This window comes from Rosenbergiella metrosideri (assembly GCF_022602565.1).
GTDB lineage: Bacteria > Pseudomonadota > Gammaproteobacteria > Enterobacterales > Enterobacteriaceae > Rosenbergiella > Rosenbergiella metrosideri.
The window spans coordinates 1-13,548 of record NZ_JALBCV010000001.1 but is presented as its reverse complement, the minus strand read 5'-3'; the positions used below and the strand labels follow the sequence as shown (position 1 = coordinate 13,548).

Annotated in this window: 13 protein-coding genes; all 13 read right to left on the bottom strand. The window is 47.8% G+C overall.

Annotated elements, in window-relative coordinates; all coding sequences use genetic code 11:
• Nucleotide 1: 1 nt before the first annotated feature.
• The 13 genes from flhA to flhD all read right to left on the bottom strand — a co-directional run bounded on the left by flhA (nt 2) and on the right by flhD (nt 13,466).
• Entirely contained in the window at nt 2–2,077 is a 2,076-nt protein-coding gene (gene flhA, locus MKR94_RS00065) for a flagellar biosynthesis protein FlhA (RefSeq protein WP_241644866.1), read from the bottom strand.
• Complete coding sequence (flhB, locus tag MKR94_RS00060) at nt 2,070–3,218, bottom strand: flagellar biosynthesis protein FlhB (RefSeq protein WP_241644865.1); 1,149 nt, start codon at nt 3,216–3,218, stop codon at nt 2,070–2,072. Before flhB ends, flhA begins: the two co-directional genes overlap by 8 nt.
• Nucleotides 3,219–3,360: 142 nt before the next feature.
• Entirely contained in the window at nt 3,361–4,002 is a 642-nt protein-coding gene (cheZ, locus tag MKR94_RS00055; protein ID WP_241644864.1) for a protein phosphatase CheZ, read from the bottom strand.
• A gap of 9 nt (nt 4,003–4,011) precedes the next feature.
• Entirely contained in the window at nt 4,012–4,401 is a 390-nt protein-coding gene (gene cheY, locus MKR94_RS00050; RefSeq protein WP_241644863.1) for a chemotaxis response regulator CheY, read from the bottom strand.
• A gap of 47 nt (nt 4,402–4,448) precedes the next feature.
• Nucleotides 4,449–5,498, bottom strand: coding sequence for a protein-glutamate methylesterase/protein-glutamine glutaminase (locus MKR94_RS00045; protein ID WP_241644862.1), 1,050 nt, complete (start codon nt 5,496–5,498; stop codon nt 4,449–4,451).
• Nucleotides 5,495–6,361 (bottom strand): protein-glutamate O-methyltransferase CheR, encoded by an 867-nt coding sequence (cheR, locus tag MKR94_RS00040; protein WP_241644861.1) that lies wholly within the window; start codon nt 6,359–6,361, stop codon nt 5,495–5,497. Before cheR ends, MKR94_RS00045 begins: the two co-directional genes overlap by 4 nt.
• Before the next feature lie 69 nt (nt 6,362–6,430).
• Nucleotides 6,431–8,095 (bottom strand): methyl-accepting chemotaxis protein, encoded by a 1,665-nt coding sequence (locus MKR94_RS00035; protein ID WP_241644860.1) that lies wholly within the window; start codon nt 8,093–8,095, stop codon nt 6,431–6,433.
• Nucleotides 8,096–8,173: 78 nt separating this feature from the next.
• Entirely contained in the window at nt 8,174–8,653 is a 480-nt protein-coding gene (cheW, locus tag MKR94_RS00030) for a chemotaxis protein CheW (RefSeq protein ID WP_241644859.1), read from the bottom strand.
• A gap of 15 nt (nt 8,654–8,668) precedes the next feature.
• Nucleotides 8,669–10,615, bottom strand: a complete 1,947-nt coding sequence (cheA, locus tag MKR94_RS00025) for a chemotaxis protein CheA (protein ID WP_241644858.1) — start codon at nt 10,613–10,615, stop codon at nt 8,669–8,671.
• 3 nt (nt 10,616–10,618) lie between these two features.
• A complete protein-coding gene (gene motB, locus MKR94_RS00020) occupies nt 10,619–11,563 on the bottom strand; it encodes a flagellar motor protein MotB (protein ID WP_241644857.1) in 945 nt (314 codons plus the stop codon).
• Nucleotides 11,560–12,447, bottom strand: a complete 888-nt coding sequence (gene motA / locus MKR94_RS00015; RefSeq protein ID WP_241644856.1) for a flagellar motor stator protein MotA — start codon at nt 12,445–12,447, stop codon at nt 11,560–11,562. The genes motB and motA overlap by 4 nt, the downstream gene beginning before the upstream one ends.
• An 85-nt stretch (nt 12,448–12,532) precedes the next feature.
• Entirely contained in the window at nt 12,533–13,117 is a 585-nt protein-coding gene (flhC, locus tag MKR94_RS00010) for a flagellar transcriptional regulator FlhC (protein ID WP_241644855.1), read from the bottom strand.
• Between the two features lie 10 nt (nt 13,118–13,127).
• Nucleotides 13,128–13,466, bottom strand: a complete 339-nt coding sequence (gene flhD / locus MKR94_RS00005) for a flagellar transcriptional regulator FlhD (RefSeq protein WP_241644854.1) — start codon at nt 13,464–13,466, stop codon at nt 13,128–13,130.
• Nucleotides 13,467–13,548 lie beyond the last annotated feature (82 nt).

Here is a 13,548-nt window from a genome sequence, read left to right as displayed (position 1 = left end):
CTTAATCGCCTAAGGTTGCGGTTTGGCGTATCGGTCTCTCGCTGACCAACTCTACCGTCGACATCACCACTAATTGGCGGTAGTGCCGACGAAGATAGCGCGCTAATAACAGTCTTAACGCGCTATCGACCAACAACACAGGTGTCACCCCGAGTGATTCTTGATAAGCAATCGCTTCGCCCGCTTGACTCACCAATTGCTCTGCCAAACCAGGTTCTAACCCACCACCATTACGCATCACTTGCTGCAATAATCCTTCCAGCGCTGGAGAAAGGCCGATCACTTGAATAATCTCATCGTCTTGGAACCATTGCTGGGTGATCGCCCGGCCTAAGGCAACCCGTACCACATTGGTTAATTCCAGGCTGTTTTGCGTAGTGCTAGCATGTTCAGTGAGGGTTTCTAAGATCGTACGCATATCGCGAATCGAGACCTGTTCTCTCAATAAATTCTGTAGCACCTTATGCACTGTCGTTAACGATAAGAGGTCGGGAATAATCCCTTCGGTCAGCGCGGGTAAGCTCTTCGCCACATGGTCGATCAGTTGTTGCGCCTCTAGGCGTCCAAATAACTCGCTAGCATGCTGACTCAGTAGATGGTTAAGATGCGTGGCAATGACCGTACTCGCCTCAACCACGGTGAATCCGAGTGTTTGCGCTTGTTCTTTTAGCGCCCCATCAATCCAAACGGCCGGTAAACCGAAAGCTGGATCTCGGGTGGATTCACCCGGTAAATCAGCACGTGCACTGCCTGGGTTAATGGCTAGCCAACGCCCTGGCCAGACATCCCCCATTCCAATCGTGACGCCCTTGAGTAAAATTCGATAATGGGCAGGGGCTAACGATAGGTTATCTGAGATAAAAATACCCGGTGGCAGAAACCCCATACTGGTGGCAAATTTTTTGCGAATCCCCCGTATCCTGCCCGGTAGCTCCCCTTGCTGAGCCTCATCCACTAAGGGGATCAGTCGGTAGCCCACTTCCATTGCCAGCGCATCCTCGATCACCACATCCTGCCAGCTTGCCTCGGTCGGCTGGGCTTGCTGCGGGTCGCTTAGCGACTGCGTCTCCGTGTCAACGCTGGTTTCATTCCCTTTTAGCCACCATGCTAGCCCCAATAACAATGCCGCGAAGACCAAGAAAATCCCATTGGGCATTCCAGGTACCAGCCCCAATAAACCGATCACGGCCGCACTCAGTATCATCACTTGCGGTCGACTGAATAATTGACTGACCATCTGTTCACTGACGTTGCTGTCATTACTGACACGGGTCACAATCACCCCTGCGGCAGTGGAGATCACCAAGGCGGGAATTTGGGCCACCAGACCGTCACCGATGGTCAACAAGGTATAGGTTTCGGCGGCTTGGCTGACGGACAGACCATGCTGTACCACGCCCACCAGTAGTCCACCGACAACATTGATTACCATGATAATGATGCCTGCGATGGCATCGCCGCGCACAAACTTACTGGCACCATCCATCGATCCATAGAAATCCGCTTCTTGTGTCACCTCTTGGCGTCGTTGTTTGGCCTGTTCTTCGCCAATCACGCCCGCGTTCAGGTCTGCATCGATAGCCATTTGTTTACCCGGCATACCATCTAAGACGAAACGGGCGCCGACTTCAGCTATTCGCCCAGCCCCCTTGGTAATCACCATAAAGTTGATCACAATAAGGATGATGAACACCACGATACCGATGGCAAAATTACCGCCGACCAAAAAGTGGCCAAAGGCCTCAATAACCTGACCCGCCGCCGCCCCACCGGTGTGCCCCTCCATTAGAATAATCCGCGTTGAGGCGATATTCAGGGCTAACCTTAGCAGCGTGGCAAACAGTAAGATGGTGGGAAAAGCTGCAAACTCTAATGTCCTACGCGTGAACATCGCGACCAGTAACACCATTATCGATAAAGCAATATTAAAGGTGAAAAAGAGATCCAACAGGATGGCGGGCAGCGGTAGGACCATCATCGCCAAAATCAGTAAAATTAAGATAGGCCCCGCTAAGATCTGCCAATCCACCTCGTTCCAACGGGTCGGTAAACGTAATCGTGCATACAACTTATTCATCATCATCATTCTCTAAGTCAAAAATCATCTCTGCGGGCACCACCAGTTGCTGGGGTCTCTCAGGTTTTTGGCCCCCCACCTTTCGCCAACGGCGGACCTGCCATACCCATGCCAGCACCTCCGCCACGGCGGTATACAGTGCTCCAGGAATAGGTTCACCTACCTCAGTATGTCGCCATAATGCCCGCGCCAACGGCGGAGCTTCCAGAGAGGGAATACGGTGTTCGCTCGCCAGCGCGCGTATCTTAGCTGCCACCTGCCCACGCCCTTTTGCGACCACTTGTGGCGCGTGCATCTTGCCTTCCTGATAGCGCAGCGCGATGGCAAAGTGAGTGGGGTTGGTTAAGATCACATCGGCATGTGGCACATTCGCCATCATGCGTTGGCGTGCCGCGGCGCGCATTTGTTGACGAATACGCCCCTTAAGGTGTGGGTCACCCTCCTGCTGTTTATGCTCGTCTCGAATTTCTTGCCGCGTCATCCGTAATTTTTTGTGGTAGCTGTAGATCTGCCAAAACACGTCGAAGGCCACCATCGGGATCATTCCCATCACTACCCATAGCCAAAGTTTGACCAGGCCATAAGTTCCTTCGGTCAAGGCGGTCCTTAGCGGTTGATGAATAAGACCGAGGATTTCGCGCTGATTTACCCATAATATTGCGAGGAGGATTGTGATAACGATGCAGGCTTTTAGAAAGGATTTCAGTAATTCAGCACCTGTCTGCGCGCTGTAAAATTTTTTCATTCCCGACACAGGGTTAAGCCGAGAGAATTTTACCTGTAAGGCTTTCGGGCTAAGGTTAATGCCACCAATAATCAGGTTTGCGACAATCGCGACCAGCCATAGGCTTAGGCCAAAGGGCAGAAATAACCGCAGGCTCAAGGGAAGCATATCGAGGCTAAAAGGGCCCCAGTCATGGGCATTAAGATGACTCAGATCGAATTGCCAACTGTAGCGAACGATATGCATCATCCCCTGCCAGCTCATCGGCAAGCAGAGTGTAAGCGCGAGCAGGCCGCTCAGTAATAACAGCATCGAGGTTAATTCCCGCGAACGGGGGATATCCCCCTCTTCACGCGCCTTCTCGATACGACGACTACTGGGTTCTTCGGTTTTATCGTCTTTGTTTTCTTCAGACACCGCGGTTTCCTCATTGGATCACTCTGCGTAGAGTGCCAGAGCCCACATCAGGCTATTGAAGAAGTAGAGGTGAGAAGAGGTGCTTATTACGCTAATAATAAGCCCCCCTTACCACGACGAGTAAAGTACCCGGCGCTTAGGCCTAAAATCCGAGGCTATCTAATAAATCGTCCACTTGTGACTGGTCGGCAATCACGCCACTGGCGGTGGTATCGATCTGCGGACCATTCAATAGACTATTTTTCTGGGTTGGACTGACGCGTGCGTTATCTGGAATATTATCGAGCAATACCATCAACAGCTGAGTTTCGATTTGCTCCACAACGTGCATCATTTTTTTTATGACTTGGCCGGTGAGGTCTTGGAAATCCTGCGCCATCATGATCTCCAACAATAGCTGATTGGTTCTCCCGGTAATGACAGGAATACTGGCGAGATGTTCCCGTGTCGCGGTAACCAGCGCCTTGGCTTCGTCAAAGCTTTTCGGGGCTTCAAACCACTGGTCCCAGCGCGTTTGTAGCACCTCTGCTTGCTGTTTTAGCTGATCTTGTTCAGGTTGTGCTTGCTCCACGCAGGTCAATACGCGATTCGCTGCCTGCGTCGTCATCTCGACCACATAGGTCAATCGGCCACGGGCATCGGGAATCGCATCAGCAGCATCCGCAATCGCCTGCTCAAGGCCTAACTCCTGCAAACTGTCCCGTAACATCCGTGTCAAAGATCCCAAACGAACGATGATATCTGACATAGGATCGTTATCGTTAGGCGGTAAGGAATGGCTCATAGGAACTCCTTACATTCCGTATTTTTCGAAGATTTTATTCAGCTTTTCTTCTAAGATTGCCGCAGTAAAAGGCTTCACGACATAACCGCTTGCCCCCGCTTGTGCCGCCGCAATAATATTCTCTTTTTTTGCCTCTGCCGTTACCATCAACACCGGTAAGTTGGCAAAACGTTCCTCTGCACGGAGGGTTTTTAACAGGGCTAAGCCATCCATATTTGGCATATTCCAATCAGAAATAACAAAATCAAAGTTACCCGCTTGCAGCTTATTTAAGGCATCTTGCCCGTCTTCCGCTTCATCGACATTGGTAAAACCCAGTTCTTTTAATAGATTTCTGACGATACGACGCATTGTCGTAAAGTCGTCTACGACTAAAAAATTCAGAGAGTTATCTGCCATGATCCTTTCCTTATTTGCGTTAATGTGTCTCGATAATTCGACTGTTATTAAATACGTATAGCTTGTCCCGAGGCGAGGCGACTCACCATATGCTGGCTGATCTCATCAAGGTGGGTGACTTCAGAGGTCGCATTAAGCAATACGGCCTCACGCGGCATGCCGTACACCACACAGCTGGCTTCATTCTGGGCAATTGTCCAACTGCCTGCCTTTTTCATCTCTAACAACCCGGCCGCGCCATCGTTTCCCATTCCGGTCAATAAGACGCCCACGGCATTCCGTCCAGCACACTGTGCAACGGAGTTGAACAGCACATCGACTGCGGGTCGGTGACGATTCACGGGGGGCGTATCAAGTAACCGAATTTGGTAATTGGCTCCAGAACGTGCAAGCTCCATATGCTTATCACCGGGTGCGATATAGGCATGGCCAGGAAGGACACGTTCACCCTGCTCAGCCTCTTTCACCGTAATCTGGCAGATTCGGTTTAGCCGCTCAGCGAAAGAGTGGGTAAAACCTGCGGGCATATGTTGTGTGATCAAAACGGCTGGACAGGCGGGCGGGAGCGGCTCAAGTACTTGTCGAATCGCTTCTGTCCCACCGGTTGATGCACCAATGGCAATGACTTTCTCACTGCCGATCAGCGTTTTCAGCGATACGGGTTTCACCGCGGTACGCTGCGTATAACTTGGCAGACGTGCCTGCGCGGCGGATCTGATTTTTTCACAGATTTTTTCACCATATTGCATAATGCCATCGCGAATCCCGATTTGCGGTTTAGTCACAAAATCGACGGCCCCCAGCTCAAGTGCACGCAACGTGACCTCAGATCCCCGATCGGTTAGCGAAGAGATCATCACCACTGGCATAGGTCTCAAGCGCATCAACTTCTCCAAGAAATCGAGACCATCCATCTTAGGCATCTCCACATCTAACGTTAGGACCATCGGGTTATGTTGCTTGATAAGCTCACGGGCCACTAAGGGGTCAGGTGCCGTAGCGACCATAACCATATCTTTTTGACTGTTAACAATCTCGGTCATTAGCTGGCGTATTAACGCAGAATCATCAACACACAGCACGCTTATCTTGCTCATTTCTTCTTCTCCGCAAGTCGGTAAACGGTTTGACCCTGTAGTGAAAAGTCAGTACTAAGCTGACTTAAGTTTTCTGAATGGCCAGCAAACAGTAACCCATCAGGCTGAAGGAGATTGGCCATTCGACTTAGAATGGTCTGTTGTGTTTTTTTATCGAAATATATCATTACGTTACGGCAGAAAATTGCATCGACTTTCTCTTTCAGTTTCCACTCGGGAGACAATAAATTGAGCGGATAAAAACTGACGGTGGCGGCCAGTTCAGGCCTTACCCTAACCAGACCACTGTGTTCACCCGTTCCTTTAAAGAAGTAGCGTTGTAACTGCTCAGGAGTAAGCATCGACAGGTTCTCTTGGCGATAGATCCCCTGCTTACCCTTCTCTAAGACATGTGTATCGATATCACTGGCATAGATCTGAAAACGCCCAGGTCCCAGCCCCAATGATTCCGCTAAGGTGATCGCCAGTGACCAAGGCTCTTCGCCGGTAGAGGCTGCACAGCACCACAGCGTAAAGCAGCCTTTATGTTGCCGAGCGCGCTGAGCGAGAATGGGAAAATGGTGCGCCTCACGAAAAAAAGCCGTGAGATTAGTGGTTAATGCATTGGTGAACTCTTGCCACTCGCTGCTCTGCGGATTTTTCTCTAAAAATTGAATATATTGACTAAAATTAGCCAGATTCAGCGCCCTAACTCGCCTTAACAGTCGGTTATAGACCATTTCTTGCTTATGGGCGGCCAGTACAATACCGGCACGCTGATAAATTAACGCCGATATTTTCTGAAAATCTTGTGCCGATAATTCGTAACGCCCACTTTGCGTCGCAGCGGAGGTGGACGGAGTATTGGGGGGTTGTTTATGCATGATCCCTTCGCTTATTGACTTAAGGCGGGAAGCCCCCTCAAAGGCGGACTTCCCGAGTGAGTGGATAAATTAAAATGTTTCCCAATCGTTATTTGATATTTGGCCCACACTGCTAGTGTTCGCGGTTGCTGAGGCGTGTTTCGGTGCCGCGTGACTGACCGGCGGAGAGGAGGAAGCCTGCCCGACACGGAACACTGCGACGGCTTGTCTAAGGAGTCCGGCTTGCTCTTCTAAGGTTGCCGCTGCCGTGGCAGACTCTTCGACTAAGGTGGCATTTTGCTGAGTGACTTGGTCCATCTCTGTCACCGCCGTACTCACCAGATCGATACCGCGACTTTGCTCTTCAGAGGCTGAAGCAATCTCTCCCATAATATCGGTGACACGCGTCACGGCATTGACGATTTCACCCATCGTCACCCCAGCATTTTCGACTAACTGCGAGCCTGAATCGATACGATTAACAGAGTCTTCAATGAGGATTTTTATCTCTTTTGCTGCTTGGGCGCTGCGTTGGGCGAGGTTACGGACTTCTCCTGCTACCACGGCGAATCCACGCCCCTGCTCGCCGGCACGGGCAGCTTCGACCGCCGCATTGAGGGCCAGGATATTGGTTTGGAAAGCAATCCCATCGATCACGCTGGTGATATCTGAAATTTTCTTAGAGCTGTCGGCAATATCTTTCATGGTAGTCACCACGTTATCGACAACATTGCCACCATGGCGCGCCGTCTCTGACGCATTCAAGGCTAATTGCGAAGCTTGGCGAGCATTCTCGGCATTCTGTTTTACGGTCGCGGTCAGCTGCTCCATACTGGAGGCTGTCTCTTCAAGCGAAGCCGCTTGCTGTTCGGTACGGGCCGATAGATCGTTACTGCCATTCGCTATTTCGCTGGCACCACTGAATATTGATTCCGAGCTATCCCGCACCAATCCGACGGTATGTTTTAGCTCATCCTGCATATGCCTTACCGTTGTAAGCAACTCGCCCATCTCATTTTGACTGACAATCTCGATCGATTGCGTCAGGTCACCGCGCGCCACATTTTGAATATGATGGATACACGCATGTAACGGTTTAAGTAATACGCGGTGGATCCCCACCCAAGCCAGAAAGATAACAAATAGCGTAATCGCGATAAAAATACCGGTTAAAATTAATGCGTGATCATATTGCTCGCGACTATGGTCGATACCAATTTCTACTTCTTTCTCATTTTTGGCATACCATTGATTCATTTTGTTATCGAAGTTTTTTTGCTTATCCATAACCGGGGTGGTCATAAACTCTTTCACTTTCCCTTCGCGCAGTAAGGCTAATAATGTATTCAGTCCATTACGATACTCAACAAACGCCCGCCCCATGGCATCAAGTTTAGAATCTTCTTTTTCTTTATCACTAAAGGTATTCCAGAAAATTTTATATTCATCGTCTGCTTGCTGAATATTCTCTTCTGCGCTACTTAAAAATTTTTTAATTTTTCCATCAAAGCCCTCTTCCTTGGCGCTTTGTAACGAATAGATCATGCCAAAGTTAATATTCGATCGGGCTTCTAATAAAAAGGAGGTCGCATCAGAAATACTTTGCTGTTGCACTCTCAATTTTTGGTTCTGCGAAAATATCGTTTGGTTATCTTTCGACATTTCTAAAAAAAGTGCACTACTGACAATCTGTAGTACGCCCATAATACAAAGAATTAATAATAAACTGGTGACAACTTTAAGCTTGCGTAACATAGGGTCCCCTATTGTCCTTTTATATAATTACCTTATCGGTAATCGCATCCTTTTCTTTATAATGCCGATAACGACGCATTAACCAGCATGCAGTCGGTCGACTAACGCCATTTCTTCACTATTGAGTAACTTCTGAATATCAACCAGAATCAACATCCTCTCGCCATGGGCGCCAAGTCCTGTGAGATATTCTGTGGACAAGGTGACGCTAAATTCCGGTGCAGCCCGGATATCTTCGGCTGTCAACGCGAGAACATCGGACACCCCATCCACCACAATGCCGACTATGCGTTCCGCTAAATTCAGCACGATCACCACCGTGTTATCGTTATAGGCGATATTTTCTTGGGCAAACTTAATTCTTAGATCAATAATCGGTACAATTACACCACGTAAATTAGTGACCCCTTTGATGAATTTTGGCGTGTTGGCTATTCGCGTTACCTGATCATAACCGCGAATTTCTTGCACCTTTAAAATATCGATGCCATATTCTTCCTTACCCAAGGTAAAAATAAGATACTCTTGGCTCTGGCCCTCTTCATTTTTACTTTCCATAGCTTTTCCTGAGAATTAATTGTCGCTTTGTGATGAAATCTTTTCACGATTAACCGCTTGCAATACGGGGACATCGACAATAAACGCAACACTGCCATCCCCCATAATGGTTGCCGCAGAGATCCCCTGAACTCGTCGATAATTACTTTCTAAATTCTTCACAACAACTTGATGCTGCCCCATTAAATAATCGACCAATAATGCAAAGCGTTTACCGGCATTTTGTAAAATAATCACAATACCTTCGGTCGGATCTTCACGAGCGCTATCAATATCAAAGATATTCGCAAGCGAAATAAGCGGAAGATATTCGCCACGGACTTCCAAGACACGTTCGCCACCCGCCAAATATTTTAATTCGCTCTTACGAGGCTGTAAGGATTCCATCACAGCGTTGACCGGCACAATAAAGACTTCATTGCCACTTTTGACTGACATCCCATCCAGTATGGCCAATGTCAGGGGTAATAAAATACGGATAGTCGTCCCTTTACCGGGTTGGGTCGCTATCTCAACATGGCCGCCCATATCTTGGATATTACGTTTGACCACATCCATCCCGACGCCACGACCTGAAACATCGGTAACGTGTTCTGCGGTCGAAAAACCGGGGGCAAAAATAAGCTGTGCAATTTCCTCTAGACTCATCGAGTCATGTACTGCAATACCTGAACTGAGGGCTTTTTGATAGATCCGATCCAAATCTAATCCCGCGCCGTCATCGGTCACCTCAATACAGATACTGCCGCCGCGATGTTCTGCCGACAGAACGAGGTTTCCCTCCGCCGATTTTCCCGCTGCACGACGTTTTTCTGCCAATTCCACACCATGATCCAAGCTGTTGCGCACCAGATGGGTTAATGGATCGATAATCCGTTCAATCAGACTCTTATCCAATTCCGTCGAGCCGCCTTGCAGTGTGAGCTCCACTTTTTTACCCAGCTTCGCCGCTAAGTCTCGAACGAGCCGAGGAAAACGGCTAAAGACATACTCCATCGGCATCATACGTATCGACATGACCGACTCTTGTAAATCGCGAGCGTTACGCTCAAGTTGATTCACCGTATTAAACAATGCCCCGTGCAGGGTCGGCTCTAATTCTGAAACGTGCTGTAAAAGCATTGATTGGGTGATGACTAACTCTCCGACCAAGTTGATGAGCTGATCCACTTTCTCCACCGCAACTCGAATACTGCCGCTATCTGGTGCTTTCGCCGCCGCAGGTTTACTGGCTGTTGGCGGTGTCGGTGGTGGCGAGGTCGCCTTAACCCCAGCCTCGTCGTTGGATAACAATGGCGAAGATCCTATTTCAGGAAAACTAATTTGATCTTCATTAATGATAAAGCAGAGTACCGCAATCAACGCCTCTCGACTGACTCCATTGACCTGCAGATCCAAGCTCTCGGCATCCTGACCGAGCAACGTGACCGAGCCAAGATGGTTTATTTCTTGCAGCAGTAACTCGGCTTCCGCACGCTTTAGACGCGACAGTTTTATCCTGACTGTCTGCTCCGTCTGTAGTGGGGGGGCAGCCTCTATAACATCACTGACGACTGGGGTTGCCATGGCTGTCGCGGGCTGGTTCAGCGCAATTTTGCGTAACATTTCACAAATATACTGAAAGGTCGCTTCATCCGGTTGTGCAGAGCTTTTATAGGCATTGAGTTGGTCTTGCATGATATCTTTGGTTTCCAAAAAGAGATCAATAAGCTGACTGGTTAACGACAATTCGCCGCATCGCGCATTATCGAGAATATTTTCTAAAATATGTGTGGTTTCTTGCAGAATGCTAAAACCAAAGGTTCCCGCACCGCCCTTAATGGAATGCGCTGCTCGAAATATTGCATTAAGTTGTTCTGAATCAGGATTGGAGGGTTCCAGCGCCAGCAAGTGCTGTTCCATGTCAGCCAACAATTCATCTGCTTCATCAAAAAATGTTTGAGAAAAATCAGAGATATCCATTCTTTACTCTTTCCTCTCCGTCGGCTGTGGGTCGTGATTATCCTGTTCCGTACTCTGTGATGTCATCGCACGCTGCAGTTCACCTGCCGCAGTGATGACCAATGCTTGGCCTTCATGATTCTCCTTTTCCACTTCTTTTTCGGCATCATGGGTTAAGAGCAGCAAACTAATCCGGCGGTTTTCCGGTGCATCGGAGTCAACACCCTTCATATTCATGGTGTCTGACATACCGATAACTCTCAGTACCTTTCCCTCAACCAATCCGGCTTTCACTAGCTCCCTCCGCGATGCATTGGCCCGCTGCGTCGATAATTCCCAGTTACTAAACCCATGATCGCCGTTCGCATAGGGGGAATTGTCGGTATGACCTGCAATGCTGATTTTATTCGATACATCATTGAGAATAGGTGCCAAGCCCTGCAGAATTTCGGCCATATAAGGCTCAATATTAGCACTGCCTTTCAGAAACATGGGGCGTTGCTGACTGTCGATAATTTGTATTCGCAATCCCCGATTAATCATGGTGATAAATAGATGGGGCCGTAAGGATTTCAATCGCGGATCGGTGATCAGTAGTTGTTCGATTCTATTTTTAATCCCTTGTAAGGCTTTACGGTCGCGGTCTTTATCCTTGTCGCTCCGCGACGAGTTAGGTAAGCTTTCTATAGCGTTTGTTTTCTGTCCCGCCTCACCACCAGGAATAATCGAGGTCGCATCACTTTGATGTTTTCCAGGTGAGATCGCGACCCGTAAAGGCATACGAAAATAGTCGGCCAATGATTCTAATTTTTGTGGGTCGGCAATGGAGATCAACCACATGACCATAAAGAAAGCCATCATCGCCGTCATAAAGTCAGCATAAGCAATCTTCCACGCGCCATGGCTATCATGACGAGCATGTTTCTTCTTCTTCTTAATAACAATAATGGGCGGCCTAGAGTCTTTCATTCTTCGCTGGCCTCCGCACTACGGACACCCGGTTTATTGTTACGCACAAAATCCTCGAGCTCGGTGAAGGCCGGACGTTCAGTGGTATAAAGCACTTTACGACCAAACTCTACCGCTACCTGCGGTGCATAACCATGCAGATTGGCCAACAAGGTCACTTTAATACACTGCAGCATCTTAATTTTTTCTGCCGATTTCTGCCGCAGCACAGTTGCCAGTGGCGAGACAAAACCGTACGAAAGTAATATCCCTAAAAAGGTACCCACCATCGCATGCGCGATAAGTTCACCCAATTCGGCGGGAGGTCTATCCGCAGAAGCGAGCGCATGGACGACACCCATGACCGCGGCAACAATACCAAAAGCGGGTAAGGCATCTCCCACTGCCGCGATACTCTGTGCGGGAACATCGTTTTCATGTTCACAGGTCTCAATTTCCTCATCCATCAGCGATTCAATTTCTAAGGCGCTCATATTACCGCTAATCATCAGCCGCAAATAATCGGTTAAAAAATGCATCAGTAAGGGATCGGCCGTGAGTTTGGGATATTGGTTAAAGAGTTCACTTACACTAGGATCTTCAATATCTTTTTCTATTGATAACAATCCCTGCTGCCTCGATTTAGACATAATATTGAATAACAGGCTCATCAATGAAAGATAATGTTGCCTAGTGTAATTAGAACCACGAAATAATATGGGTATTGAGGTAAGTGTCTTTTTTAAGGCTTTACCATTGTTACCAACAAATAAAGCCCCTACTCCCGCGCCGCCAATTATTACCAATTCTGAGGGTTGGTATAATGCTCCCATATGGCCACCTACCATTGCGTAGCCACCGAGAATCGATGCAGTCACTATAATATAGCCAATAATTATAAACACAGTCACTCCCTAACAAGGTACATCCCTGATTTTTTAAATAAAGGAGTTACTGATAGATATATTGCTGAAACGTGAATTTAGTTATTCATAATGTTCCATAACGTAACCCCTTATTCTCTTCATACCCTTTATCGGCTTCGGAATAACAAAGTTTACGTTTTTTTATTGCCCTTGAGGGCGGTTGGCATAGACTGCACACAAAGCTCCCTTTCGGCTGGTGTGCATGATTAATAAAATGTCCTTGGCACTGCCGACAGGCCGAAAGCTCAATCATGCCACTCTCAGCAAAACGGATTAACGTCCATGCACGTGTAAGACCTAATAGGGGTTCGCTCCCCTCCTCCTCGGCAGGGCATTGCTCCAAGTACAAGCGGTAGGCAAGGATAAGACAATCAACATCGGTTTTCTCTGTCGTCTTTCTTAGAAATTGCCAAGCATGATAAAAGACCGTCGCGTGAATATTATGCTCCCACGTCATAAACCAGTCTGTAGAAAAAGGGAGCATTCCCTTAGGAGGGGGAGAACCTTTAATCTCTTTATAGAGCCGAATTAAGCGGCCTCGACTTAATACGGTCTCATTCTCTAAAAGCTGTAATCTTGCCCCCAGTCGGATCAGGTCCATTGCAACACGAATATCTTGCCCCTCTCTTAACACGCTTTTTTCTTTCATAACTTCCCCACTATTGTCTGAGTCGCTTACTATCGGTACGCGCTTGTAATAAATGACTGGCTAACATGATACCCGTATGAATTTGCTGTAAATCATCCACACGCGAATCTTGTGTTAATTTCTCAATCACCTCTGTTTGTTCAAATCGTAATTTACAAATAAGTTGATTCGTTTCTGCGAGCTTCACTAATTCGTGAAGATTTAATTCCATTATTTTATCAGCTAATCTCTCTTCCATTCCTAGTCGATAAAATGCTGCATATTTATCTTCCTTTAGCATCCTTTGCGCCAGCAGGAGATATGATAAATTAATTCCATAGATTTGTTTTACAATATCTGAATTATCCACGACGACCTCAATTAATTATTTGATTATAAATAGAACAAGGTTTTTATAAAGAGCTTTCTATTAGTCCTCATAATATTATTAG

What these genes read in the sequence shown, in the direction of transcription:
- flhA (WP_241644866.1), bottom strand. Translation starts at nt 2,077, where the DNA reads ATGAATAAGTTGTATGCACGATTACGTTTACCGACCCGTTGGAACGAG.
- cheZ (WP_241644864.1), bottom strand. Translation starts at nt 4,002, where the DNA reads ATGAGCCATTCCTTACCGCCTAACGATAACGATCCTATGTCAGATATC.
- cheY (WP_241644863.1), bottom strand. Translation starts at nt 4,401, where the DNA reads ATGGCAGATAACTCTCTGAATTTTTTAGTCGTAGACGACTTTACGACA.
- MKR94_RS00045 (WP_241644862.1), bottom strand. Translation starts at nt 5,498, where the DNA reads ATGAGCAAGATAAGCGTGCTGTGTGTTGATGATTCTGCGTTAATACGC.
- cheR (WP_241644861.1), bottom strand. Translation starts at nt 6,361, where the DNA reads ATGCATAAACAACCCCCCAATACTCCGTCCACCTCCGCTGCGACGCAA.
- MKR94_RS00035 (WP_241644860.1), bottom strand. Translation starts at nt 8,095, where the DNA reads ATGTTACGCAAGCTTAAAGTTGTCACCAGTTTATTATTAATTCTTTGT.
- cheW (WP_241644859.1), bottom strand. Translation starts at nt 8,653, where the DNA reads ATGGAAAGTAAAAATGAAGAGGGCCAGAGCCAAGAGTATCTTATTTTT.
- cheA (WP_241644858.1), bottom strand. Translation starts at nt 10,615, where the DNA reads ATGGATATCTCTGATTTTTCTCAAACATTTTTTGATGAAGCAGATGAA.
- motB (WP_241644857.1), bottom strand. Translation starts at nt 11,563, where the DNA reads ATGAAAGACTCTAGGCCGCCCATTATTGTTATTAAGAAGAAGAAGAAA.
- flhC (WP_241644855.1), bottom strand. Translation starts at nt 13,117, where the DNA reads ATGAAAGAAAAAAGCGTGTTAAGAGAGGGGCAAGATATTCGTGTTGCA.